The 25,987-nt window shown below is 43.4% G+C and carries 23 protein-coding genes and 1 pseudogene; 17 read left to right on the forward strand and 7 right to left on the reverse strand.

The genetic code is table 11. From position 1 onward, the window contains the following. Positions 1 to 10 precede the first annotated feature (10 nt). The 3 genes from AK966_RS12275 (at position 11) to AK966_RS12285 (ending at position 5,428) form a co-directional block, all read left to right on the forward strand. Positions 11 to 3,121, forward strand: a complete 3,111-nt coding sequence (locus AK966_RS12275) for an efflux RND transporter permease subunit (protein ID WP_119464244.1) — start codon at positions 11 to 13, stop codon at positions 3,119 to 3,121. A gap of 18 nt (positions 3,122 to 3,139) precedes the next feature. Further along, positions 3,140 to 3,631, forward strand: coding sequence for an aromatic acid exporter family protein (locus AK966_RS12280; protein ID WP_099078000.1), 492 nt, complete (start codon positions 3,140 to 3,142; stop codon positions 3,629 to 3,631). A 204-nt stretch (positions 3,632 to 3,835) separates the two neighbouring features. After that, positions 3,836 to 5,428 carry an ABC-F family ATPase gene (locus AK966_RS12285; RefSeq protein ID WP_119464245.1) on the forward strand — a complete coding sequence of 531 codons (1,593 nt, stop codon included), beginning with the start codon at positions 3,836 to 3,838 and terminating at the stop codon, positions 5,426 to 5,428. 240 nt (positions 5,429 to 5,668) lie between these two features. Here the strand turns inward: AK966_RS12285 and AK966_RS12290 are convergent, their stop codons facing one another. Further along, positions 5,669 to 6,493 (reverse strand): formate dehydrogenase accessory sulfurtransferase FdhD, encoded by an 825-nt coding sequence (locus AK966_RS12290; RefSeq protein ID WP_099078138.1) that lies wholly within the window; start codon positions 6,491 to 6,493, stop codon positions 5,669 to 5,671. 327 nt (positions 6,494 to 6,820) lie between these two features. On the opposite strand from AK966_RS12290, the gene AK966_RS12295 reads away from it, so the two are divergent. The 9 genes and pseudogenes from AK966_RS12295 to AK966_RS12335 all read left to right on the forward strand — a co-directional run bounded on the left by AK966_RS12295 (position 6,821) and on the right by AK966_RS12335 (position 15,722). After that, on the forward strand, positions 6,821 to 7,273 hold the full coding sequence (locus AK966_RS12295) for a DUF3305 domain-containing protein (protein ID WP_099077998.1): 453 nt from the start codon (positions 6,821 to 6,823) through the stop codon (positions 7,271 to 7,273). After that, a pseudogene (locus AK966_RS12300) lies at positions 7,263 to 7,879 on the forward strand (DUF3306 domain-containing protein). Before AK966_RS12295 ends, AK966_RS12300 begins: the two are co-directional and overlap by 11 nt. A 309-nt stretch (positions 7,880 to 8,188) precedes the next feature. Beyond that, on the forward strand, positions 8,189 to 9,850 hold the full coding sequence (locus AK966_RS12305) for a 4Fe-4S dicluster domain-containing protein (RefSeq protein ID WP_099077997.1): 1,662 nt from the start codon (positions 8,189 to 8,191) through the stop codon (positions 9,848 to 9,850). 9 nt (positions 9,851 to 9,859) lie between these two features. Then, entirely contained in the window at positions 9,860 to 10,492 is a 633-nt protein-coding gene (locus AK966_RS12310) for a molecular chaperone (RefSeq protein ID WP_099077996.1), read from the forward strand. A gap of 73 nt (positions 10,493 to 10,565) precedes the next feature. Further along, a complete protein-coding gene (locus tag AK966_RS12315) occupies positions 10,566 to 10,766 on the forward strand; it encodes a twin-arginine translocation signal domain-containing protein (protein WP_172438040.1) in 201 nt (66 codons plus the stop codon). 10 nt (positions 10,767 to 10,776) lie between these two features. Then, a complete protein-coding gene (locus AK966_RS12320) occupies positions 10,777 to 13,632 on the forward strand; it encodes a formate dehydrogenase subunit alpha (protein ID WP_099077994.1) in 2,856 nt (951 codons plus the stop codon). An 11-nt stretch (positions 13,633 to 13,643) separates the two neighbouring features. Beyond that, positions 13,644 to 14,252 (forward strand): formate dehydrogenase FDH3 subunit beta, encoded by a 609-nt coding sequence (fdh3B, locus tag AK966_RS12325; RefSeq protein WP_099077993.1) that lies wholly within the window; start codon positions 13,644 to 13,646, stop codon positions 14,250 to 14,252. A gap of 14 nt (positions 14,253 to 14,266) precedes the next feature. Continuing rightward, positions 14,267 to 15,322 (forward strand): formate dehydrogenase subunit gamma, encoded by a 1,056-nt coding sequence (locus AK966_RS12330; RefSeq protein WP_119464246.1) that lies wholly within the window; start codon positions 14,267 to 14,269, stop codon positions 15,320 to 15,322. Beyond that, a complete protein-coding gene (locus tag AK966_RS12335) occupies positions 15,306 to 15,722 on the forward strand; it encodes a hypothetical protein (protein WP_099077991.1) in 417 nt (138 codons plus the stop codon). The genes AK966_RS12330 and AK966_RS12335 overlap by 17 nt, the downstream gene beginning before the upstream one ends. Before the next feature lie 92 nt (positions 15,723 to 15,814). On the opposite strand, the gene AK966_RS19930 is transcribed toward AK966_RS12335, so the two are convergent. Next, complete coding sequence (locus AK966_RS19930; RefSeq protein ID WP_172438039.1) at positions 15,815 to 15,988, reverse strand: hypothetical protein; 174 nt, start codon at positions 15,986 to 15,988, stop codon at positions 15,815 to 15,817. Between the two features lie 120 nt (positions 15,989 to 16,108). Between AK966_RS19930 and cobB the strand changes: the two genes are divergently transcribed. Next, on the forward strand, positions 16,109 to 16,840 hold the full coding sequence (gene cobB / locus AK966_RS12340; protein WP_099077990.1) for a Sir2 family NAD+-dependent deacetylase: 732 nt from the start codon (positions 16,109 to 16,111) through the stop codon (positions 16,838 to 16,840). A 118-nt stretch (positions 16,841 to 16,958) separates the two neighbouring features. Here the strand turns inward: cobB and AK966_RS12345 are convergent, their stop codons facing one another. The 5 genes from AK966_RS12345 to potA all read right to left on the reverse strand — a co-directional run bounded on the left by AK966_RS12345 (position 16,959) and on the right by potA (position 22,161). Then, entirely contained in the window at positions 16,959 to 17,996 is a 1,038-nt protein-coding gene (locus tag AK966_RS12345; RefSeq protein WP_119464247.1) for an extracellular solute-binding protein, read from the reverse strand. A 303-nt stretch (positions 17,997 to 18,299) separates the two neighbouring features. Further along, complete coding sequence (locus AK966_RS12350) at positions 18,300 to 19,331, reverse strand: extracellular solute-binding protein (protein ID WP_119464248.1); 1,032 nt, start codon at positions 19,329 to 19,331, stop codon at positions 18,300 to 18,302. Between the two features lie 103 nt (positions 19,332 to 19,434). Further along, positions 19,435 to 20,205, reverse strand: a complete 771-nt coding sequence (potC, locus tag AK966_RS12355; protein ID WP_099077987.1) for a spermidine/putrescine ABC transporter permease PotC — start codon at positions 20,203 to 20,205, stop codon at positions 19,435 to 19,437. Further along, positions 20,205 to 21,065 carry a spermidine/putrescine ABC transporter permease PotB gene (gene potB, locus AK966_RS12360; RefSeq protein WP_099077986.1) on the reverse strand — a complete coding sequence of 287 codons (861 nt, stop codon included), beginning with the start codon at positions 21,063 to 21,065 and terminating at the stop codon, positions 20,205 to 20,207. Before potB ends, potC begins: the two co-directional genes overlap by 1 nt. After that, positions 21,046 to 22,161, reverse strand: coding sequence for a spermidine/putrescine ABC transporter ATP-binding protein PotA (gene potA / locus AK966_RS12365; RefSeq protein WP_253252645.1), 1,116 nt, complete (start codon positions 22,159 to 22,161; stop codon positions 21,046 to 21,048). Before potA ends, potB begins: the two co-directional genes overlap by 20 nt. 401 nt (positions 22,162 to 22,562) lie before the next feature. Between potA and AK966_RS12370 the strand changes: the two genes are divergently transcribed. The 4 genes from AK966_RS12370 (at position 22,563) to ttcA (ending at position 25,956) form a co-directional block, all read left to right on the forward strand. After that, positions 22,563 to 23,354 (forward strand): hypothetical protein, encoded by a 792-nt coding sequence (locus AK966_RS12370; RefSeq protein WP_099077984.1) that lies wholly within the window; start codon positions 22,563 to 22,565, stop codon positions 23,352 to 23,354. After that, positions 23,347 to 24,180, forward strand: a complete 834-nt coding sequence (locus tag AK966_RS12375; protein ID WP_099077983.1) for a glucosaminidase domain-containing protein — start codon at positions 23,347 to 23,349, stop codon at positions 24,178 to 24,180. Before AK966_RS12370 ends, AK966_RS12375 begins: the two co-directional genes overlap by 8 nt. A 19-nt stretch (positions 24,181 to 24,199) precedes the next feature. Continuing rightward, positions 24,200 to 24,862 carry a DUF2987 domain-containing protein gene (locus AK966_RS12380; RefSeq protein ID WP_119464249.1) on the forward strand — a complete coding sequence of 221 codons (663 nt, stop codon included), beginning with the start codon at positions 24,200 to 24,202 and terminating at the stop codon, positions 24,860 to 24,862. A gap of 200 nt (positions 24,863 to 25,062) precedes the next feature. Continuing rightward, positions 25,063 to 25,956 carry a tRNA 2-thiocytidine(32) synthetase TtcA gene (gene ttcA, locus AK966_RS12385; RefSeq protein ID WP_099077981.1) on the forward strand — a complete coding sequence of 298 codons (894 nt, stop codon included), beginning with the start codon at positions 25,063 to 25,065 and terminating at the stop codon, positions 25,954 to 25,956. The last annotated feature ends 31 nt before the right edge of the window (positions 25,957 to 25,987 follow it).

The following is a 25,987-nucleotide window of genomic DNA, read 5'->3' on the forward strand; positions in this document are numbered from 1 at the left end:
GAGTGCGATCATGAATTTTACTGACATTTTCATTCATCGTCCCGTGATGGCTGCCTCACTGAGTGTCTTACTGCTTCTTTTAGGGCTCAATGCATTGAAAGATCTACAAGTTCGCCAGTACCCAGAAATGACAAACACAGTGATTACGGTGACAACTCCGTATCCAGGTGCAGACGCTGAGCTTATTGAGGGGTTTATAACACAACCTTTAGAGCAGGCGTTATCGCAAGTTGATAATTTAGATTTTATGACATCAACGAGTCAACTTGGTTCTTCTACTATAACATTGAACATGATGTTGAACACAAGCCCGGAAGAAGCATTATCTAGCGTACTATCTCAAATTAATTCTGTTTCTAATCAACTTCCTAGAGAGGCCTATAATCCATCGGTAACCTCTTCAACCGGCTCAACAACGTCGATCATGTACATATCGTTTTATAGTAGTGAATTGAATTCGAGCCAAATAGTAGACTACCTCGAAAGGGTGGTTAACCCACAGATATCGACTGTCAATGGGGTGTCAAACATTCAGATGATGGGGGGAACGCCATTTGCTCTTAGAATTTGGCCCGATCCAGAGAAATTGGGGCAATTTAACCTTACCACCAGTGATTTGGTTAATGTGCTTCAGCAAAATAATTATCAGTCAGCGGTGGGTCAGTTCAATAGTTATTTGACCATCTTAAATGGCACGATCGATACCCAAGTTGATACCGTTGATGGTTTGAAGAGCCTCGTTATTGAAAGCAGTGATGGGCAAGTGGTTCAACTGCAAGACGTTGCGGACGTTACTCTTGGTAAAAGCAGTGATGGAACCAGGGCGTTGGCGAACGGTAAAGAGGCCGTTATCATTGGTATCAACGCAACGCCAACAGCAAACCCACTAGATGTCGCTCAAGGCGTCCGCACACAATTTAAATCCATTGAAAAGAACTTACCCAATACTATTCAGTCGACATTGATTTATGACTCAACCTTAGCAATTACAGACTCAATCAATGAAGTGATAAAGACCATAGTAGAAGCGGCGTTGATTGTTGTCGTCGTTATTCTTTTGTTTCTAGGCTCTTTTCGTGCTGTGATTATTCCTATTGTCACCATACCGTTATCACTGATTGGTGTTATTGCTGTCATGCAAGCATTTGGGTTTACCTTGAACTTGATGACACTCCTTGCCATGGTACTGGCGATAGGACTTGTGGTTGACGATGCCATTGTGGTGGTTGAAAACGTCGAACGGCACATCAAAATGGGGGCGAACCCTTTTCAAGCGGCTTTAGTAGCGACAAGAGAAATTGCGGTTCCTGTTATTTCAATGACTATCACGCTGGCGGCGGTTTATGCTCCGATTGCACTAATGGGTGGCGTAACCGGCTCATTATTTAAAGAGTTCGCGCTTACGCTGGCTGGTGCGGTCGTTATATCTGGGTTTATAGCGTTAACACTCTCTCCAATGATGTGCTCTAAAATGCTCAAAGCCCACGCACAGCCAAGTAAGTTCGAATCCATGGTTGAAAGGGTACTTGGAAAAATCACCGTCACGTACCAAAGAGTGCTGTTAACGGTATTAGAGCGTAAAGCCGCAGTGGTTTTATTTGCTTTGCTGGTGCTTGTGTCCCTGCCAATCATATTTAGTTTCATCCCATCCCAGTTAGCGCCAGATGAAGATCAGGGCGTTGCCGTCATTATCGGTTCAACACCATCGACATCGAATAACGATTATATTCAAGCAAACATGCAGCTAGTGAATGATGCTGTAACAAAACAACCTCAAGTTGAAGCATCACTGGCACTAATCGGCGTGCCTACCAGCAGTCAAGGTTTGGCGATTGCCCCGTTAATTCCTTGGAGTGAAAGAAACCTTAGCCAAAAAGAGATATCAGCCAACATAAACAAAGAAATAAAAAAAATACCAGGTATGAAAGCAACAACGTACCAAATGCCTTCATTACCAGGTGCTTCCGGAGGCTTACCGATTCAATTCGTTATTACCAGTCCAGCGAGTTTTGAGACGTTATATGCTATTGGTAACAAGCTGTTAGATAAAGCAAAAAAGAGCCCATTATTTGTTTACACTGATGTGAACCTTAAGTACGACTCGGGTTTGGTTCGTTTAAATGTCGATCGTGAGGCTGCAGGCGCTTATGGTGTGACGATGCAAGAAATTGGGGCAACACTCGGAACGATGATGGGAGGCGGTTACATTAATCGTGTCAATATCGATGGCCGTTCTTATGAAGTGATCCCTCAGGTCGAGCGTTCGTTTCGTGACAACCCAAGTCTCATCGAGGAGTTTTATGTAACTGCACAAAATGGAAGAGCAGTCCCACTTTCTAGTTTAGTCAGTTATACCGTTGAAGGGCAGGCAAAATCTCTGCCTCACTTTAACCAAATGAATTCGATTTCAATTGAAGCCGTCCCTGCACCCAACGTCGCGATGGGAGATGCGATTGCATTTTTTGAACAGTTGGCCACAACCGATCTTCCTACGGGATACAATTACAATTTTATGGGTGAATCTAGACAATTTGTTGAAGAGGGAAGCTCGCTCTATTTAACCTTTGCTTTAGCACTCGCGATCATATTTCTTGTATTAGCGAGTCAATTTGAAAGTGTGCGTGATCCTCTAGTGATAATGATCACCGTACCACTCGCCATTAGTGGGGCATTAATTGCGTTAGGTTGGACACATATATCAGGAGAGACCTCTCTCAATATTTACTCGCAGGTTGGTTTAATTACCTTAGTGGGTTTAATTACTAAACACGGCATTCTCATGTGTGAGGTCGCAAGAGAAGAGCAAATGTTCAAGGGGGCCTCAAAACATGATGCAATCTTGGAGGCTGCCACGATTCGATTGCGTCCTATCTTGATGACGACCTCGGCAATGATTGCCGGGTTAATACCACTTCTTTTTGCCACAGGAGCAGGGGCAGCCTCACGTTACAATATTGGGTTAGTTATCGTTGCTGGCCTTGCAGTCGGTACATTGTTTACTCTGTTCGTTCTTCCCGTCATGTACACTTATATCGCAAGTGAACATAAACAAAATATTTTGAAAGAAGAACAAATTGATGCTGATAGTATCGGTCTAATATCAAAACCGGAAGACACCTAGAAAGTAGGAACCCTATCGATGAATGTGCATTTACGTCTTTCTATTCGCTATATGTTGATGGGGTTGATTGCCTTTACATTAGGCTATTACATCAATCTATGGATTTACCCTAGCACGGCTTTGTTAGGGGGAATGTGGTCTGTCATTTCAGGTGTGATTGTAATAGAGGCGGATAGTTGGAAGCAAAATCTAAGCACAGCGAAGAATCGATTAATTGGTTCATTTATTGGCGGCGTGATTGCAACGATTTATCTAGGGTTTATCCCATTTCATATCATAAGTTTTGCTTTGCTTATTGGACTTACCGTGTTTGTCTGCAGCTTATTCCACGTTACACAACATATTAAATTAGCGTGTGTGACATTCTCCGTCATCATTATTGTTTCGACTATGTCTGATGTAAATCCGTTTCAGAATGCGAGTATGCGATTTCTGGAAAGTGGCATTGGTATAGCGAGTGCGTTATTGGTTAGTAAACTTATGTCATTCTTTCCCGCTTCTACTAAATAATGGTTGTATATATACCCAAGTAACCTCGAGATGCCTGGGTATAGTGTAGTTATTATTAGCATTAGAGTAAGGGGTCTTGGTCGTTACTTATAGGCACGCTTAGGTCATCGTACCCTGAGTAGTCTTTTGTCGTTTCTTAACTGTCTTTACGGTTCAATAACGCATATAATGCGCTCCAAATCACATTTCCCACATAGTAGTCATATGCTAATTACAAATAACATTACGCAGCAATTCGGTGCGAAGCCTCTATTTGAAAATATCTCAGTTAAGTTCGGGGACGGGAATCGCTACGGCTTAATCGGTGCTAACGGTTGTGGTAAATCAACCTTCATGAAGATCTTAAGTGGTGAGCTTGAGCAAACCAGTGGAAACGTAAGCTACGATCCAAACGAGCGTGTTGCAAAACTAAACCAGGATCAGTTTGCATACGAAGAGTTCACGGTTATTGATACAGTAATCATGGGCCATAAAGAACTGTGGGAGGTGAAGCAAGAACGTGACCGCATTTACTCTTTGCCAGAAATGAGTGAAGAAGATGGCATGAAAGTGGCTGATCTTGAAGTTCAGTTTGCAGAAATGGATGGCTACATGGCAGAAGCAAAAGCGGGTGAGCTTCTTCTTGCTGTGGGCATTCCAATGGAGCAACACTTCGGCTTAATGAGCGAAGTCGCACCAGGTTGGAAGCTTCGTGTGCTTCTAGCGCAGGTTCTATTTGCTGACCCAGACGTAATGCTACTAGACGAACCAACCAACAACTTGGATATGGATACGATCCGTTGGTTGGAAGACACGCTAAACGCGCGTAACTGCACTATGATCATCATTTCGCATGACCGTCACTTCCTAAACTCAGTATGTACCCACATGGCTGACTTGGATTACGGTGAGCTACGTGTATACCCAGGTAACTACGATGAGTACATGACAGCGGCTTCTCAAGCTCGCGAACGTCTACTGTCTGATAACGCGAAGAAGAAAGCGCAGATTGCTGAACTTCAAACGTTCGTGGCACGTTTCTCTGCAAACGCATCAAAAGCAAAACAAGCGACATCTCGTGCTAAGCAAATCGATAAAATCAAACTTGATGAAGTGAAAGCGTCTAGCCGTCAAAACCCATTCATTCGTTTTGAACAATCAAAAGAGCTATTTCGTAACGCTCTGATTGTTGAAAACCTAAGCCAAGGTTTTGAAGACGATCTGTTTGCTAACTTCAATGCAATTTTCGAAGTCGGCGAGCGCGTTGCTATCATCGGTGAGAACGGCGTGGGTAAAACAACCCTATTGAACACACTTGCTGGTGTACTAGAACCACGTACTGGTGAGTTCAAATGGTCTGAGAACGCGAACATCGGTTACTACGCACAAGACCACGCTCATGAATTCGCGGAAGACATGAACTTAACCGATTGGATGGGGCAATGGCGTCAGGAAGGTGACGACGAGCAAGTTGTTCGCGGCTTCCTAGGTCGCATGTTGTTTGGCCAAGATGACATTAAGAAGTCAGTAAAAGTACTGTCTGGTGGTGAGCAAGGTCGTATGCTGCTTGGTAAGCTAATGATGCACAAACCAAACATGCTGTTAATGGACGAACCAACCAACCACATGGACATGGAATCGATCGAATCATTGAACACGGCACTAGAGCAGTACAAAGGTACATTGTTCTTCGTATCGCACGACCGTGTATTCGTAGACTCACTAGCAACACGTATCATCGAAATCCGCGATGGTAAAATCACAGACTTTAAAGGCACTTACTCTGAGTTCCTAAAATCTCGTGGTATCGACCACTAATATTGCTTGTTAGCTTAAAGAAAAAGACCTCCTTAGCGAGGTCTTTTTTTATGTCGTTTATTCTTTGAATTGTCCCTTGAGGTAAGTGCCTATACCAACAAGGGCGAGCGTAATCAGCACCGACAGAATGATGCTACTGGGAGTCAGTAGGTAATTCAATAGTCGCTCGCTGTTCATCGTTCACATCCATTTGAATAAGCCTCAATGTACTCGGTAAAATTAATTAGAAGACGAAAAAGGTTATTGTTCACCTTTTACGTCAAAAGCAACCTTCTCTGCGCCAGTGAACACTTGGAAGCGAAGACCTTTTGCACGAGCAATGGTGGTAATACCAAATCTCTTCGCCAGATCCAGACCCATTTGTGTCACACCAGAACGTGACAACAGAACAGGAATGCCCATCTGTGCGACTTTAATCACCATCTCTGATGTAAGGCGGCCAGTTGTGTAGAAAATTTTATCTTCACCCGTCTCTTGGTTAAGCCACATTTCTCCAGCCAACGTATCAACCGCGTTGTGACGACCAACATCTTCCACAAAAGACAGCACTTCATTACCTTTACACACCGCACAGCCATGCACTGCACCAGCTTTTTTGTAGGTATCGTTGTAATGCGTTAACGCTTCAAGCGCTGCGTAGATTTCAGATTGCTTCAATGGCACTTGAGGCACTTGGTAATCTTCGAGCTGCTTCATCACGTTGCCGTACATAGTGCCTTGACCACAACCAGAGGTCACAGTCTTCTTCTTAAGCGCGCCCTCTAGGTGTTCGGTATTTTCTTTAGTAATAACCGCAGCCGAGTGTGTTTCCCAATCAATGATGACGGATTCAATCGCTTTAGAATCAGACAAGAAGCTTTGGTTCTTTAAATAACCCAACACAAGAGCCTCAGGGCGAGAGCCAAGCGTCATTAGCGTAACAACTTCCTTCCAGTTCAACATCACGGTAAGAGGGCGCTCACACGCGATTTGCTTAGTCAGCTTCTCGCCGTATTCGTCAAACACTTCTACTTCGATGGTCTGTAGGGGATTTTCACTGGTTTTAATAATGTTTGGTTTTACCACAGTCATGTCCTAATGAATGAGAGAGCCGATGAACGCTCTCATTAATGGGTCTATTCGTCTTAACGCTACTTACAGAGCAATTCTCATTCCAAAATAGCTGTAATGCGGGAAATTGCGAGGCATTGGTACGATTATGAATTAATTCCGCGATATCGCAGCAATGACACAGGTAATATTTGAATTTCTACTAGTTTTGAATTTATGAGCTTAGTGAAGATTGAGCTCAGTTTGGCGCGTATATTGCTTTTTACCGCTAAAATGGTTGAAAGCAAAGTACAACATGTCCTTTTCTGTCTTAAAGTCAACATAGAACAAATTGGGTGAATTATGTCGGATAAGAAGCAGTTCGTAAAAAATGAAGATTTGTGGTCGATAGGTGTCGATCTCGTACAGCATGAGATAAGCACGGGTATTTGGGTTACGACGCAGTGGCAATTGACGAGGTTTGAAATTTATCCAACCGAAGACACTCAACATGTGTGCTTATTACAGCTGCATAAAGATGAACGCACCGATTATCGCTTTAACCTGAGCTCACAGCAGCCGAAGCTTTTCTTGGTTATGGACAATCTTGATTCTAGTGATACACCAACGATTCAATTAATTACAGCGTCTCAAACTGTCGCTGCGCAATATATGGATGGCGATAACTTAGTATTATCCAATGATATGCCGTTAGCCGTTCAAGCTTGGATGGAAGCCTTTATTGGTCGTCACGGTGAATTGTTAGAAGTAAGACGTAAGAAACGAAAAGGAGCGGGCAGAGCAAATGGCAACTAATTTTTTTAGCCGTTGGTCGAAACGTAAATTAGAAGAATCCATAACCGAACTTAAAGACGCTGAGGTTGTGGAGTCTAATAAACTTATTGAACCAGAAACAGCACAAACACAAGAAGAACCAAATACTGAAACGAAAGCAGTGGCAGCGGAGACACTAGGTGCTTCAGCTCAAGAGGCCTCAAGCGAATCAAACGATCCTGAAGAGGTGTCCGTAGCGCAGCTATTGGTGTCTAAGGCTTCAGAGAGTGTTAAGAAAGCAGCATTGCGTAAGATGTTCTTATCAGAAGAGTTTAACGTTCGTGATGGTTTGGATGATTACGACGATGACTACAGTAACCTAAAGTCGCTTTCTGAAGGCGTTGCAGAAACACTTCGTGATTGGGTGAAAGAGAAAACTGAAGAAGAACCAGCAGAAGAAGATTCACAACTATCCGAATTTAATGAAAAAAGTGACATTGAAGCGACTGATGCAGAACCAACCGAAGGTGGCGAAATCCCTGAGGAACAAAAAGACCTGGATATAAAAACAGTGTTTGGTGAAAGTGATACACTAGAGACAAAATGAAACCTGAAGAGGTGGGACAAAATATACCTCATAAAGAATAGGTACATTTTGACCAAACGCTCAATGAACCGGCTGCGACAAAATGTCCCAGTCGGTTTTTTTATTCCTACAATGTTCAAGGTGAATAGCTTAGTAATTGAAAATAAAGCGATATTTAATTGGCGCGACATTTGCATCCTGTTGCTCATTACTATTCTTTTTGAAGTTAGAAAAGTTGCCTATTAGGCATTGATAACCCATGAAGTGCTACCTAAAGGGGTAGTTACTGCCGAGTTAATCAGCAGAATCACCTGCGCTAACTACAATGAAAGATGGAAGAAACTATCCATACGTATAAATGGAACTGAGCAATGTTGAAACAACTATTAGAACAAGCAACTTCCAATAACGGTAAAGCGCGTCTATATGCGTTTGAGAATACCGTAGAGTTGACCAATCTTATTCCACCAACGGTGAGCTACGAGAGTGGCGGTAATACACTGATTGTTGGACCGACAGCCATCATCGAGAGTGCCGCCGCACAGCTATCTCAAATGAACAGCCTGACACTGCTTTCTACCGATGGAGAGAAAGGTTCTAATCCAGAACTTTACTTTGCAAACTCGGTTCAGATTTCTGGTTTTCTAGGTACGTTTGAAGTGCTTATCGAAAAAAACGGTCTAACAAGCAACCTAGCAAAAGTCGCTATTAATAGTGATTGTTTCGATGTTGTTCTCGATCTTTGTTTAAGCAGCTGTATGTCAGAAGAGGTTCCAGTTCCGGGCTATTACCCAGTAGGACGCGGCTATCCAAAACTGGCAGAAGCGCTAGAAGAAATCCCAATGTTAATGGGTACGTTTGATAAGCCAAAATTCTTCCGTCTGGACACTGACCTGTGTGCGCACAGTTCTCGTGGCGTAAAAGGTTGTGAGCGCTGTGTGGATGCTTGTCCTGCTGGCGCACTATCAAGTGAAGGTAGCGATAAGACCGGTCATCGTATCGAGATTAACCCATACCTATGTCAGGGTGTGGGTACGTGTGCAACAGCTTGTCCGACCGAAGCAATCCATTACGCGCTGCCAAATCCAGAAGAAACACAAAAATTTATCGAGCGTATGCTCGCTAATTATGAGCTTGCTGGTGGACTTGATCCTATCGTGATTATCTGTAGTTCTCGTCATGAAAGCTACAATGTAATGGCACTGAAAATGCTGCCAGATAATGTGATACCAATTGTGGTGGAAGAGCTACCTTCTATCGGTATCGATACTTGGTTCGCTGCGTTGGTGAATGGCGCGACACAAGTGTTGTTCGCGGCTTCTCGCTTTATGCCACAAACGATTATTCGTATTCTGAACAACGAAGTGGGGATCGCGCAACATCTGTTGGATCAACTTGGTATCGCCAAAGAGACCATCGATATCCTTTACTTGGAATCGCTACGTGAAGGTCCGCCGACACTTTGCACAGATTCATTCGATCTTGCTCTAGGCGATCTGCAAGGCAATAAGCGTCAACGCCTATTTACTGCGCTTGATGCCATGTCTTCTTCTCGAATTCCTGTAGAGAACATAGTCGAACTGCCAGCGAACGCTCCATACGGTAATGTTTCTTGCCAGAGCAAAGATTGTACGTTGTGCATGAGTTGTGTGGCGGTTTGTCCAACACGTGCTCTACATACCGACGGTCAATCGCCATCGCTTAAATTCGTCGAACAAGACTGCATTCAATGTGGCTTATGTGCAAAAGCGTGTCCTGAAAATGTTCTGACGCTAATACCTCGCATGAATTGGGTGAAAGAAGAACGCCAGAAAGCAGTTGTAATTCATGAGGAAAAAGCAGCGGAATGTGTGCGTTGCCATAAACCTTTCGCACCACAGACTATGATTGATATGTTACAGAATAAGTTACGTGGTCACTCTCATTTCTCGGACGAAGCCGCGATTAACCGTATTGCCATGTGTGAAGACTGTCGTGTGATCGATATGTTTGAATCGATGGCGGCAGAGCCAATGAAACAATTGAAATACTAGGAGCTTGCAGTGAATACGCAACTAGAACAAGAACAAACACTGAGAGCAGAGATCTACTTAGTTCTTTCAGCCCTTTGTCGCAGTGCACCAACACCAGAAATGATTGAATTTTTGACGGCGTTAGAAATTGAACCATCTGAAAGTGCGATGCAAAAAGCGTGGGTCGCACTGCAGCAAGCGGCGAAAGAATCAAGTCATGAAGATCTAGAAGACGAATACCAAAATCTTTTTATTGGTATTGGCCGCGGCGAAGTGATGCCTTTCAGCTCATGGCATTTAACTGGATCGTTAATGGAAAAACCATTAGCAGAAATCCGTCGGGATTTAGCATTGATTGGTATCGAGCGCGATGAGCAGGTGAAAGAGCCAGAAGATCACATTGCTGCACTTTGCGAAGTGATGTCGATGCTTACAGGGGAAGATGAAGCGCTACAACAAGCGGTGTTCAACAAACACATCGCCCCTTGGTTTGCCTTATTTACTCGTCAACTTGAAAAGGCACAGAGCGCGAACTTCTACAAGCCTGTTGCCCAACTGTGTGAAGCATTCTTAACCCTAGAGCAAGTGCGCTTTAGCGTAAATACCAAAAGCAGTAAGCACAAATTAAAGATTGATGTGAAAAATGTCACTGATTACGAGTAATCGAGTAGTACTTGGACATATCGATAGAGAGGCATAAGTCTCCACAGTTCTACCGTAAGGTAAGGAAGCAATGATGAAAGATAATAAAGAAATAAACACAAGCCGCAGGGAGCTCCTGAAAGGCTTAACAACTGCAGCCGTAGCTAGTGCGGTTGTCGCTGGAACAACAAGAGTGGCAAGCGCTTCAGAAACGGTTGAGACCTCTGAAAAAGACGTGAAGAAGACAGGGTATCGCGAAACGCAACATATTCGTGATTACTACAACACACTTTAGGAGATAACGAATGAAATTAGTCAAACGCTCCGACAGTGTGAGCAAGCAAACGAATCAGCTTGGCATTTCACGCCGTTCGTTTATGAAAAACTCCTCGCTCGCTGCTGGTGGCGCTGTTGTGGGTACAAGCCTATTTGCACCGGGCATGATGAAAAAAGCACAAGCAAAAAGTGTCGATCCAGAAGCAAAGGTTGAGCAGAAACGTACTATATGTTCACACTGCTCTGTGGGTTGTGGTGTTTACGCTGAAGTTCAAAATGGTGTGTGGACTGACCAAGAGCCCGCATTCGATCATCCGTTCAATGCCGGAGGCCACTGTGCAAAAGGCGCTGCATTGCGTGAGCATGGCCATGGCGAACGTCGTCTTAAGTACCCAATGAAACTTGAAAACGGTAAGTGGAAGAAGCTTTCTTGGGAACAAGCATTAGAAGAAATCAGCCAGCAGACACTGAAGATTCGTGAAGAATCAGGTCCTGACTCAATTTTTTGGTTAGGCAGTGCAAAACACAACAACGAACAAGCGTACATGTTCCGTAAAATGGCGTCGTTATGGGGTACCAACAACGTTGACCACCAAGCGCGAATTTGTCACTCAACAACCGTTGCCGGTGTTGCAAACACTTGGGGTTACGGTGCGATGACCAACTCGTTCAATGATATGCACAACTGCAAGTCCATATTGTTTATTGGTTCGAACCCAGCGGAAGCGCACCCTGTTGCGATGCAGCACATTCTTATAGCCAAAGAGACCAATGGTTGTAAGATTGTTGTTGTTGACCCACGTCGCACAAAAACAGCTGCCAAGTCCGATCACTATGTTTCAATTCGTCCTGGCACTGATGTTGCCTTTATCTGGGGTGTGTTGTGGCATGTATTCAAAAACAATTGGGAAGATAAAGAGTTCATTTACCAGCGAGTGTTTGGCTTAGACGAAATTCGTGCTGAAGTAGAAAAATGGAGCCCTGAAGTTGTAGAAAACGTGACGGGAGCGGATGAAGCGACAGTCTACAAGACCGCCAAAATTCTAGCAGAAAATCGCCCTGGCTCTATTGTTTGGTGTATGGGAGGAACCCAGCACACGACAGGTAACAATAATACTCGTGCATACTGCATACTTGAACTCGCATTAGGTAACTTAGGTAAATCGGGTGGTGGTGCGAACATTTTCCGTGGCCATGATAACGTGCAGGGCGCGACAGATCTGGGTGTACTATCTGACACGTTACCCGGTTACTATGGTTTATCGGAAGGCGCATGGCGTCACTGGTCGAAAGTCTGGGATCTTGATTACGAGTGGGTGAAAAACCGCTTTGATAACAATACTTACGCTGGTCAAAAGCCAATGAACAGCGCAGGTATTCCTGTCTCTCGCTGGATTGACGGTGTTCTAGAACAAACAGATAAAATACGTCAACGTGCCAATATTCGTGGCATGTTCTACTGGGGACACGCAGTAAACTCTCAGACCCGTGGTCCAGAGATGAAAAAAGCAATGCAGAAGCTGGATATGATGGTGATTGTTGATCCATATCCAACCGTTGCTGCGGTAATGAACGATCGTACTGATGGCGTTTACTTGCTTCCTGCTACGACTCAGTTTGAAACACACGGTAGTGTGACAGCGTCAAACCGTTCAATTCAATGGCGTGATCAGGTTATTCAACCACTATTTGATTCGAAACCTGACCACGAAATCATGTACCTATTGACGAAAAAACTTGGGTATGAAGATGTTCTGTTCAAAAACATCCGAGTTGAGAACAACCAGCCTGTAATCGAAGACATTACTCGCGAATTCAACAAAGGCATGTGGACGATTGGATATACAGGTCAAAGCCCTGAGCGCTTAAAACTCCATCAGAAGAACTGGCATACATTCAATTTCAATACACTTGAAGCGGTTGGTGGTCCAGTAAATGGCGAAACATACGGGTTACCGTGGCCATGCTGGGGTACACCTGAGATGAAACACCCAGGTACTCACATACTTTATGACACGTCTAAGACCGTTGCTGAAGGTGGTGGTAACTTCCGTGCACGTTTCGGTGTTGAATTTGAAGGTCAAAGCCTACTGGCGGTAGATAGCTACTCGAAAGGCTGTGAACTTAAAGACGGCTATCCAGAATTTACTGACAAAATGCTCAAACAGCTTGGATGGTGGGATGACCTAACGGCAGAAGAGAAAGTTGCGGCAGAAGATAAAAACTGGAAGACTGACTTATCTGGTGGGATTCAACGCGTGGCGATTAAACACGGTTGTATTCCGTTTGGTAACGCTAAAGCTCGCGCAATTGTGTGGACATTCCCGGATCGTGTGCCATTGCATCGTGAACCTCTTTATACACCAAGAAGAGATTTACTTGTAGATTACCCAACATGGGACGATAAGGCTTCTATCTTCCGTTTACCTACATTGTATAAATCAATCCAAGAGCAGGATAAAGCGAAAGAATACCCGATTATTCTAACCTCTGGCCGTTTAGTAGAGTACGAAGGTGGTGGTGAAGAAACGCGTTCTAACCCTTGGTTGGCCGAGCTTCAACAAGAAATGTTTGTAGAAGTGAACTTGAAAGACGCAAACGATCTTGGATTTAAAGATGGAGACGACGTTTGGGTTGAAGGTGCAGAAAACGGGCGTATTAAGGTGAAAGCAATGGTTACATCGCGTGTAAAACCAGGTTTAGCATTCTTACCATTCCATTTTGGTGGGAAATTCGAAGGTGAGAGTCTTCTTGATAAATATCCTGAAGGTTCAGCCCCTTACGTTATCGGTGAGGCGGCTAATACGGCAACCACTTACGGTTACGACCCTGTTACCTTGATGCAGGAAACGAAAGTAACTCTATGTAACATTCGCAAAGCGTAAGGAGCACTAAAATGGCAAGAATGAAATTCCTTTGTGATACCAAGCGCTGTATCGACTGTAATGGTTGTGTGACGGCATGTAAAAACGCAAATACTGAAGCTGTGCCATGGGGTATTCAGCGTCGTCGTGTTGTTACCTTAAATGAAGGCGAGCCAGGTGAGAACTCTATCTCGGTAGCATGCATGCACTGCAGCGATGCACCTTGTATGGCCGTTTGCCCGGCCGATTGTTTTGTTCAAACTAAAGATGGTATCGTCTTACATAACAAAGATTTGTGTATCGGCTGTGGCTATTGTTTATTCGCTTGCCCGTTCGGCGCACCACAGTTTCCAAAACAAAACGCATTTGGGGAAAGAGGGAAAATGGACAAATGTACATTCTGTGCAGGTGGCCCAGATTTACCGCCTAACTCTGAGAAAGAAAAAATGCTTTACGGCTCAAATCGAATCGCAGAAGGCAAACTACCTTTATGTGCGTCAATGTGTTCAACAAAGGCTTTGCTGGCCGGAGACGCTGAAAAAATTTCAGACATCTTTCGTGAACGAGTGGTTGAACGCGGAGCGAAAAACGCAGGTTGGACTGACGGAAACGACCTTTCTTATGATGCGACCAAAAGCTGATCTAGGAGAGACTCATGTTACATTCCATTAAACGTGCGCCTCTGGCAATGCTGTTTGTGTTAACAGCATTGTTGCTGGCTGTGACGTTACCAGTTCATGCAGAAGAGAGCCAAGCTCAACAAATTGTGAAGGCAGAAGTTATCCAACTTGCAGGTGCTGATTTCTGGCGTCAAGTCAGAGATGGAGAGGCAGGTACAACAGGATCCATGTCTCCGGAGCATGAAGTGTTAATCAATACGCCTGGCGAGGCATGGTATTTACTGAAAGAAAAATGGATGTCTCCAGCTGGTGCTGTGGCTATTTTCGGTAGTATCGCAATGGTGATCATGGCTTACTTATTCGTAGGTCCTCTGATGCTAAGTAAGCCTAGAACGGGTAAAAAGATAAAACGCTGGTCTCGATTAGACCGGGCACTTCACTGGAGTATGGCGTTTACATTTTTGACATTGGCATTCAGCGGCTTAATGTTGGTTTACGGTAAACACTTCTTAAAACCATATGTATCGACCGAGTTCTGGGGCTTTGTAGTGATGCTCGCGAAGCAATACCACAACTACATCGGGCCGTTGTTCTTTATCTTGCTCATCTTTGTACTGCTGAAATGGTGGCGCAAATCCATCCCTAATATGACTGACATTCGTTGGTTTATGAAAATGGGTGGTATGGTTGGTAAGCACAAAGGAACGCACCCATCAGCAGGGTTCTCTAACGGTGGTGAGAAAGCAGTCTACTGGTTGCTAATCTTCTTTGGTGCCATCGCCGCGGTCAGTGGCTTAGTTTTGGATTTCCCGATTTTTGGCCAGACTCGTCGTGATATGGAACTGTCTAACCTTATTCACGCAATATCGGCGCTTATTTTGATCTGTGGCTTTATCTTCCACATCTACATTGGTCTGTTCGGTATGGAAGGTGCGCTAGAGGGAATGGTCACTGGTGAAGTCGACGAAACCTGGGCGAAAGAGCACCACGATCTTTGGTATGAAGATGTGAAGTCTCAAGACGCCATTGGTGACTCAAACGTGGCACAAACGGAAGTAAAAGGAGCGAAAGCGAATGAACAAACATCATAACGGGATTTGGGTTGCATACATCCTGAGCTGTTTGACCCCGTTTACGTTTTTGATCTCAGGCGTTATCGCAATCATTTATGCAGGTTACCGTTTGGATAAAGGTGATGACAGCGATGTGGTGAACTCTCATTACTATGGCTTGATTCGTACTTTTTTCCTTTACCTGACGTTCTTCGTGGTTTTGATCGTAACGGTTGCAACGTCGAATGGTGTATTAATTGGTGTGAGCGACTATTGGGTACACAGTTCACTACTGGATACCATCGCATACTTTATTCCATGGATAGGCATGCTGTTTGCTGCACTAGCGATTCTCGTGTGGTTCCTACGTATGTATCAAGGTATGCAACAGCTACGTAATAATTTGCCTCATCGTCCTTCAACTGGCCCAAATCTGTAAAGAATGATGGTTTCATAAGCGTGAGGCTATAATCGTAAAACCCTCGATATTTATCGAGGGTTTTTTATGCTTATTATCTTTCAAAGCAAGTATTAACAGTTGCCTTTCTTAGCTTGACCAGGAGGACAGAAGTTACCATTACCAGAGTGCTTGCTATCGTTCGTACTCACTTTGACTTTCACGTCGTCAATTTCACCTTCAACGTGTGTGAGTTGACAGCCCGCTAGGGTGGTAAGTAAAAAAAGAGCTAAAACGGCTCGCGTCATTGTTTTTCCTCTCAAAACGAAACATTAGTTAACGTCATTACGACTATGGTCTAATCCATATTACTACTGTTGTTAATCTTCCAGTGTTAAGCTTGTGAAAAAGAACGACAAGGATGAGTTATGAATTTCCCTTATAGAAATATTGTAGTACTAACTGGGGCTGGTATTTCGGCAGAATCCGGTATTCAAACGTTTCGCGCTCAAGATGGCCTATGGGAAAATCATCGCATTGAAGATGTAGCGACACCTGAAGGTTTTGCGCGTGATCCGGATCTGGTCCAAAGTTTTTATAATCAACGCCGAAAAAAACTGCAGGGTGAAGATATACAACCTAATGCCGCACATATCGCGCTAGGACGCCTTGAAGCAGAAATTTCGGGCAAAGTGACTGTCATTACCCAAAATATCGACAACCTTCATGAAAGAGGCGGCAGCAGCAACATTATTCATATGCATGGTGAGTTACTAAAGGCTCGTTGTAGTGAATCAAATCAAGTCATTGAGCATTCGAAAGACATTCAAACCGGTGAGCTGTGCCATTGTTGCCAAATTCCTTCACAAATGCGTCCACACATAGTGTGGTTTGGTGAAATGCCTTTGCGAATGGGAGAAATCTATGCCGCCCTAGAAGAGGCAGATTTGTTCATTTCTATCGGTACCTCTGGCGTTGTGTATCCCGCTGCAGGTTTTGTTCATGACGCGAAGATGCATGGTGCGCATACCATTGAAATCAATTTAGAACCAAGTGCAGTCGAGAGTGAGTTTGAAGAGAAACGTTACGGCAAAGCAAGCGTTGAAGTGCCAAAATTGGTTGCCGAAATTCTTGCGCTAGAAAACGAAGCTAGCGCTTAAACAAACGTGTAGGACACAAATATTCCTATGCATTGTGTTTTGGACCGGGTACTTGTCCATACTCCAGATACAAGAAAAGCGACCGAAGCCGCTTTTCTAAACTAATTCGACAGACTGATTAGTTGTCTACTTTTAGTTTTTGGAAGTACTCATCGTAAAGCACGCTTGCTTCACCAACTTCATCTTGCCATGTGCCGCTGTCCATCACTTCTTGTGGTGGGAAGATACTTGGATCGTTAGCAAATTCTTTCGGTAGTAGCTCGTGTGCGGTTTTCACTGGAGTAGGGTAACCAATCTCTAGTGCAATCTTAGCTGCGTTTTCTGGACGTAATAGGAAGTCAATCATCTTATGCGCAGCATCAACGTTCTTAGCGCCAGCTGGAATTGTTAGGCTGTCCATCCAGAAGATAGAGCCTTTTTCTGGCCAGATGATGTCGATGTTCGCGCCTTCTTGACGAGCCATGTATGCAGAGCCATTCCAAAGCATACCAAGTGAAACTTCGCCTGCTAGGTATGGGTTCGCTGGGAAGTCTGAGTTAAATACCAATACGTTTGGCATTAGCTTCTTCAGCTCTTCGTAAGCGGCTTTTATTTCATCTGGGTTCGTTGTGTTAGGTGAGTAACCAAGCTTACTCAATGCAATGTGGAATACTTCGCGAGAATCATCCATCAGCATCAGTTGGCCTTCCCACTTGCTGTCCCAGAAATCATCCCATTTAGTCACAGAAGACTTATCTAGCATGTCTGCATTGATACCAATACCCGTCGCACCCCAAATGTATGGGATAGAGTAGTTGTTATTCGGGTCGAACGGTTTGTTCAGGAAGTTAGTGTCTAGATCAGCAAAATGAGACAATTTCTCTTTGTTGATCTGTTGCAGCATGCCTTCTTTACGCATTTTTGATACGAAATAGGTAGACGGTACTACCAAGTCGTAACCAGAACCTTGAGTTTTCAACTTTGCGTACATGCTTTCATTAGACTCGTACGTAGAGTAGATGACCTTGATCCCAGTTTCTTTTGTAAAGTCTTCAAGAACTTCATTTGGAATATATTCCGACCAGTTGTAGAAATAAAGTTCTTGATCAGCCGCCATTGCAGGGGTAGCGATTAGAGTCGCTGCACACAGTGCGCTTGCGTAGAATTTACTTTTCATTTGTTTTCCGTTTTGTTCAGCAATAGCACATACCAACACCGGATGGTATTGATAGACCCATTGCGATAAGCACAATCCTGTTTATTCGGATCACCAACCTCAATCATTATTGGATAAATAGGTGACAATGTTTGAAGCCGCGTCAAATAAACCTGGCTACGTTTACCTAAATAACCTCGAATTCGAAATAGTGATGACACTCTGAACCCTCAAGTTAATAGGGTATAAAAGTATATCAGTCAATGACAAAAATAGGCAGCGTATTGCTGCCTATTTTTTTTAGTAGATGCCTTTTTAAGCAGATTATTGACCCGCTTTCAGCTTCAGGAAGTAGTCTTCGTATTTCACTGTCATGTCACCGACAGAATCTTGCCATTCAACTCGGTCAAGATCTTCTTGAGAAGGGAACAGTGGAGCAACGTCTTTGAACTTCGCGTTAGATTCTGCAACCGCTGTTAGATAACCAGTATCACGAGAGATTTGCTCAGCAATTTCTGGACGCAGTAAGAAGTCGATCATTTTGTGAGCAGCATCTACGTTTTTAGCACCAGAAGAGATAGCAAAGTTATCAACCCAACCGATACCACCTTCTTTAGGGAATACAAGCTTCAGGTTCATGCCTTCGTTTTGAGCTGCTGCCGCACTACCATTCCAAAGCATACCAACACCAACTTCACCAGACATGTAAGGTGCGCCTGGGTTGTCAGAGTTAAATACTAGTACGTTTGGCATTAGCTTTTGCAGCTCTGCGTATGCTTCGTCAATCTGTTTTGGATCTGTGGTGTTACCAGAGTAACCCAGTTTGCGCAGTGCAATGTGGAATACTTCACGAGTATCGTCCATCAGCATTACTTGACCTTCAAGCTCAGGTTTCCATAAGTCAGCCCAGCTTTGGAAGTCATTTGGATCGTACATGTCAGCATTCACTGCTAGACCTGTAATCGCAACAACGTGTGGAATAGAGTAGTCATTCTTTGGATCGAAAGGCTTATCTAGGTAATTTGTATCTAGGTTGCCGAGGTTTTTCAGCTTAGACTTGTCGATTTTTTGTAGCATACCTTCATCACGCATCTTTGCGACGAAGTAAGTTGAAGGTACGACTAGATCATAACCTTGGTTATGAGTTTTTAGCTTTGCATACAACGTTTCATTCGACTCGTAAGTCGAGTAGATAACCTTGATGCCAGTTTCTTTGGTAAATTGCTCTAGGATATTACTGTTAATGTAAGGACCCCAGTTCATAAATACCAATTCTTTGTCGTCCGCTGCCGCTGAACCAGAGAACAGAGAAAGCGCACATGCACTACCAGCTAATAGAGTAGCCCATTTTTTCATTGACGTTAGCTCCAAACCAAACGTTGTCCAATTAACTGGACGATAGATAGAAAAACAGAATGGGATGTAACCATTCTGTTTGATGATTTGACGGTGGTAGATTTTACTTTACTTTTTCTCTTGCTAGCAACTGAGAAATCACTACCAAAATCAAAGATACAATCAACATAACCGTCGCTAATGCATTCACCTCAGGTGAAATGCCTACCTTCACCATTGAATAGATCTTCAATGGTAGGATTTCATAGGTTGGTCCTGTTACAAACGAGCTGATAATCACATCGTCTAGAGACAGGGTGAAGCTTAGCAACCAACCTGCGGCTACCGCTGGTTTAGCAAGAGGAAGGATAATCTGTTTTAAGATAACCCATTCACTTGCACCAAGGTCTTTTGCCGCTTCTAACATTTTCACATCAAATCCGTTTAGTCGGCTATATACTGTTACCACAACAAATGGTAAGCAGAAAGTGATGTGAGCAATTAATAAAGTAAAGAAGCCAAGTTGTGCGCCTAATACTAGGAACAGAGCCAACAATGAAATGGCCATCACGATATCAGGTGACATCATTACAACAAACAACATGCCGTTGACTGCACCTTTACCTTTAAATGAGTAACGGAATAGGGCAACGGCAGTCAAACTACCAATAAGTGTAGCAGCCGTTGCGGAAAATACCGCAACATTTAGTGAATGCCATGCAGCTTGCATTAAACTGTCGTTATTTACTAACGTTTCATACCATTTGGTCGTGAAACCACCCCATTTCATACCAAACTTATTGGCATTAAATGAGTTAACAATTAAGACGATAATTGGCAGATACAAAAATGCGTATACCAGCGTCATAAAGCTAAATCTAACTGTGCGTCCCATTAGTCTAGCTCCACCTTCTTATTCAATAGTTTACCTGCGCGATAGTAGGCGTACAGCATAATAGCCATTGCGACGGTTAGGGCAATACTGGTTGCTGCACCAAATGGCCAGTCACGAGCGTTCAATACTTGGCTTTTAATTACGTTACCGATCAGTAGGTTCTTCGCGCCGCCTAAAAGGTCAGAGATGTAGAACATACCTAGTGCTGGAAGCAGTACCAATAGACAGCCGCCGATAATACCAGGCATTGTCAACGGTAAAATGACTTTAGTAATCGTTTGGATTTTGTTCGCACCAAGATCTTTTGCAGCTTCAATATACGTGTTGTCTAACTTTTCGATTGCCGAGTAAAGCGGCAGAATCATAAACGGAAGCAAGATATAAACGAGACCGATCATAACCGCTGTTTCGGTGTACATTAAGCGCAGTGGCTTATCGATGATTTCCATTGCCATCAGTGATTTGTTCAAAATGCCTTGGGTACCAAGAACAATCTTAAGTCCGTAAGTACGGATCAGAGAGTTGGTCCAAAACGGTACAATCACCAAAAACAACATGAACGGACGCCATCTTTCAGGCATCTTCGCTACGATATAAGCAAATGGGTAACCAATCACTAGACATAACAACGTCGCAATGATCGCCATGTAGAAAGAGTGCATTAGCACTTTCGCATACAGGGGATCCAGTAGACGAAGGTAGTTGTCGAAGGTAAACGTTAATTCAATTAGATTCGCTTCATCACGTGTCAGGAAGCTTGTACCGATTATCATTAGATTCGGGATCAACACAAAAAGTGTTAGCCAACCAACAATTAGGGTAATGATCGCGTTCTGAAGATTAAGCTTCTTGCTGATCATTTAGTACTACCTCCCAGCTCTCAACCCAAGTAATCGCGACTTTCTGGCCGAGAGAGTGGTCCACATCAGGATCATCCTCGTTAAAGAATTCGCTTACCATCACGCGCATACCTGAATCCAGCTCAATTACGGAATCCAATGTCATACCTTTATAGGTACGTTCAGTCACGTGACCTACGATGCCTTTTTCTTCTGACTCTTTAATCTCTTCGATGCGCAAGTCTTCTGGGCGAAGTAGTACTTGTAGTTTGTCACCGGCTTGTGCTTCTCCGTCGAAGTATACCACCGCTTCAACACCTTCGATTTCTGCTCGAATGCGTTTCTCATCGATACGCTCAAGCATGGTCGTGTTGAATACGTTGATCTCACCGATAAAGCGAGCCACAAAGAGGTTTTTAGGCTCTTCGTATATTTCACGTGGAGAGCCATCTTGTTCAATGACACCATCACGCATAACGATAATGCGGTCAGACATTGATAGGGCTTCTTCCTGATCGTGAGTTACAAAGATAAAGGTAATTCCTAGCTGACGTTGAAGTTGTTTTAGCTCGATCTGCATTTGTTTACGTAGTTTGTAATCAAGAGCAGATAGAGATTCATCTAGCAGCAGTACCTTAGGTTTGTTAACAACGGCACGAGCAATCGCGATGCGTTGTTGTTGTCCACCTGAAAGTTGATGAGGCTTACGCTGCGCCATTTTTTCTAGGCGTACCATTCGTAGCGCTTCCATCACGCGTGGTTCGATCTCAGCAGCAGGTGTTTTCTGCATACGAAGACCAAATGCAACGTTTTCGAACACAGTCATATGAGGAAAGAGCGCATAACTCTGAAATACTGTGTTGACGTGCCTTTGCTCTGCAGGAACCTGGGTTACATCGTGATCATCTAAAACGATTTGACCGTTGTCTGCCGTTTCAAAACCCGCGATCATGCGTAAAACTGTTGTTTTACCACAACCAGAAGGGCCAAGAATCGTCAGAAACTCACCATGATTAACATCCAGATTTAAATTACCGATGATTTCCTTACCATCGAAACTTTTGCTAATACCAGATAGACGAACTACTGGCTTTCCTGCTTGCTGTTTAGCGTTCAACGTCTGTATTTCTCCCACGTTCAAATTGGGTTTGGACCAATTGATGTGACATTAGTCATTCACTTTTGAGGCGCGCATGATAATCACCAAAATTGTGAAATCAAAGCATTTTCTTATCTTGAAACAGAAAAAATTTTGCAGGCAAAAGTAAACAATCCTTACCATACTGTTTTTACAGGTATATAAACGACATTGTTACAATCTGTTAAGCCAATTTTTAAATCAGCAATTGTTTTCAATTTCATAAGCTTGCAAGTGATTAATTATTGACCAAATCACAGATATTGCAAGTTTAGTAAGTGGATTATGATTTTAGACATCGACAGATTTCTTTATAATGAGCGTAATATTAATACACTGGTTTTCCAGAAAAATTTTTACATGTTAGCCTTGGACGATATATGAACAACGATTTTGAGAAAGACTTCAATCTTGGAGGGAGTGTAGAGCGAGCTCTTTCTGGTCAATACGAACTAAAAGCGGGTGCCGTTTTTAGCGAAGCTTGGCGCACGACTATTCAGCAATTTTTATCATTTTCGCCTGCAATTATCCTGCTACTTTTTGTCCAACTGGGTATTTTCTATATTGCGCTCCAACTGCAGTTGGGTGACCCAAGCGTTATTTTAGATGCGTTGCAAAATCCAGAGTCTTTTACTAGTGACATTGTTACCGCCATTTATGTCGCAAACTTTAGTTACGAAGTGATCAGTGCGCCGATTTACGCCGGTGTTAGCCTAATGGCGATGAGCCATGTTGCAGGCTTGAAGACCAAAGTTCGTCATGTAGGAAAGGGGCTTCAGTTTACCATTCCGGTCATTTTGGCTACGTTATTTAGTTTAGTGCTGCAAGGTGCGGTGGGTGCAATTTTTCCATTGCTATCCCTCTATTTATCTTTAGCATTTAGCCATTCGATTTTGCTAATTTGTGAAAAGCGAGTCCCTCCAATGCAATCGCTGCTACTGTCGCTTCGAGCTATAAACAAAAAGATTTTTGTGGTTGCAGGGCTTTACTTAAGCGTCATGTTGATGTTTATTATTGCGGCAATGTTCTATGGTATAGGCCTCATTTTCGTATTACCGTTCTTCTTCCATTTAAAGGGAATTCTGTACCGCGAAATGTTTGGTATCAAATTGAAGATCGTAGCAACACAGCAAAACGATCACGATGGTAACTCTCAGGTGTTTAATGCCTAAATCCTTAAAATCAATGAGTTTACGAGTGACGGCTATCTTAATAGCCGCCACTTTTGCTTCTGTAGGCCCTTATTTGCACTACGACCGCGAATATCGCAATGCAATCGACCCGCAAGTCGTGCAAGGTCCTGTTTCATATCCGGATTTTTCGCACCTTCCACACATAGGTGAGATCCCGGACTTCAATTCGATTAAAGATACGAAAGACAAAAAGGCAGCGTTCTTTGATTTCCTTCGTCCTAAAATTGCGTTAGAAAATCAACGTATCGAGAAAGAGCGAGCATTTTTAACGTCATTACAGGTTGGAGATGTGACTTCCGAGCAAACGTCTTATGCAGAGCGTTTGGCTGCACTTTATTCTTTCCCACTAGACGACAACACAGTCACGCAAACTTGGTTGGATGAAATGTTCAAGCGTGTAAATGTGTTGCCAGAAGCTTTAGTATTAACTCAAGCTGCGAATGAATCTGCGTGGGGGACCTCTCGTTTTGCTACTCAAGCGAACAACTTGTTTGGTCAATGGTGTTATAAGAAGGGCTGTGGAATTGTTCCTGCAAAACGTGGCGCCGGTAACACACATGAAGTAAAGATGTTTGATACTGTACAGGAGTCTGTACACGGCTACTTTATGAATGTTAATCGTAACCGTGCTTATGCTGACTTGCGTGATATACGCGCTAACTTAGCAGGGAAACAAAAGGATTTGTTATCTGTGGCGACAGCATCAGAGCTGACACATGGTTTGCTCGCATATTCAGAACGCGGTATCGGATACGTTAATGACTTGCGTGCGATGATTCGTCACAATAACGCTTACTGGATATAATAAAAGAAATAACGGTTCAATGAAGAAGTTAAGCCTAAGTTTACTAGGCAGTGCGATGTTGGTGTTAGTATCGCCTGCGACTCACGCTCAAGAGTACATGTTTACGTACTCTAAGCTCTACACGCAACTAAAGAACAATAACAAAGAAGGTAATGATGATGTAAAAGTCGGCATTTTCTTTGTGGATTCTAAAACTAAGCAGTTGTGTGAGATAGAAAAAGCATGGATGGAAAAAGAAGAGCATTACGAAGAGTTCGTGATTCCAGCGACTAAAGAGCTGCCGCTCCCTGTCGACAAAAACCTTAAATCAGCAAATCCGTTGGTGTTTGTGCACACATCAAAAGACACGCGCTGTGATTATTCATTAGTAGTAATGACGAAAGAAGTACTACAGGGTAACGTATCTTACGAACAACTTACGCCACTTATTCCACAAATGCAGACCCTGTTAGAAGATCTAGGTGGTATGTTTGCTAATTGGTTCACTCCAGAAGTACAAGGTGTCACGATGGAGTTCGCAAACAAACTCAATGACACAATTACTTTCTCTAACGGCTCAATAAAGGAGATTGTTAATGGCAAAGTACAAGTGGCATTGAGCGAAATTGGAGAGGGCGGGTATATGACTTTGCCACAGCCAACGACTCGCGTATTACCTTATCTACCAAACGCAACAAACTAATCGCGATTTGATTTTTAAAGAGCTGCAATAGCAGCTCTTTGTTATTTATAACGCTCTTCGACCTCTTTTCGTGCGATTTATTGATGGACTCCATCACACAAAGATTTAATCCTACGTAAAAAGCCCGTATAATCCACGCCCCAAAGAAACCCATGTTAGGAAGTCCTACAGTCGATTTTTCGGCGATGTGAGAGCCCGTGATGAACCAAACAGATACAAGAAAAGAAACCCTTGAATTCAACAAGCTTCAGAAACGTCTAAGAAGACATGTTGGAAATGCCATTGCAGATTACAACATGATTGAAGAAGGTGATGTTGTGATGGCATGTATAAGCGGTGGTAAAGATTCATTTGCGATGCTTGATATCCTGCTGAATCTACAAAAGGCTGCGCCTATTAAATTTGAAGTAGTTGCGGTTAACCTTGATCAGAAGCAACCAGGCTTCCCAGAGCACATTCTGCCGGACTACTTTGAAACACTGAACATTCCTTATTACATCGTCGATAAAGATACATACTCCGTTGTGAAAGAGAAGGTGCCAGAAGGTAAAACGACTTGTGGCCTATGCTCACGTCTACGTCGTGGTACGCTTTACTCTTTTGCTGAGAAGATTGGTGCAACTAAGCTAGCACTTGGTCACCATATGGACGACATTGTTGAGACGATGTTCTTAAACATGTTCCACGGTTCTCGCTTAAAAGCGATGCCACCAAAGCTACGCTCTGATGATGGCCGTAACGTTGTTATTCGCCCTCTAACTTACTGTCGCGAAAAAGACTTAATTAAGTACGCAGAACACAAAGAATTCCCAATTATTCCTTGTAATCTGTGTGGCTCACAAGAGAACCTTCAGCGTCAATCAATCAAAGCGATGCTGATTGAATGGGATAAGAAGACGCCTGGCCGAGTCGAAGCGATCTTCAAATCAATTCAGAATGTAAGCCCAAGTCAACTGGCGGACCGCGAATTGTTTGATTTTGTGAATCTTCCGTTGGATCGTGAAGGCAATCGCGAAGAATATGAATTTAGTGAAGCGGTGGTATCTTCGACAAACATTGATGAGTCCATGTTTATCGATGTCACTAACATCTAAATCAAAATCCCCCAATAATTGGGGGATTTTG

It is taken from the genome of Vibrio sp. PID23_8, assembly GCF_003584965.1.
Lineage (GTDB): Bacteria > Pseudomonadota > Gammaproteobacteria > Enterobacterales > Vibrionaceae > Vibrio.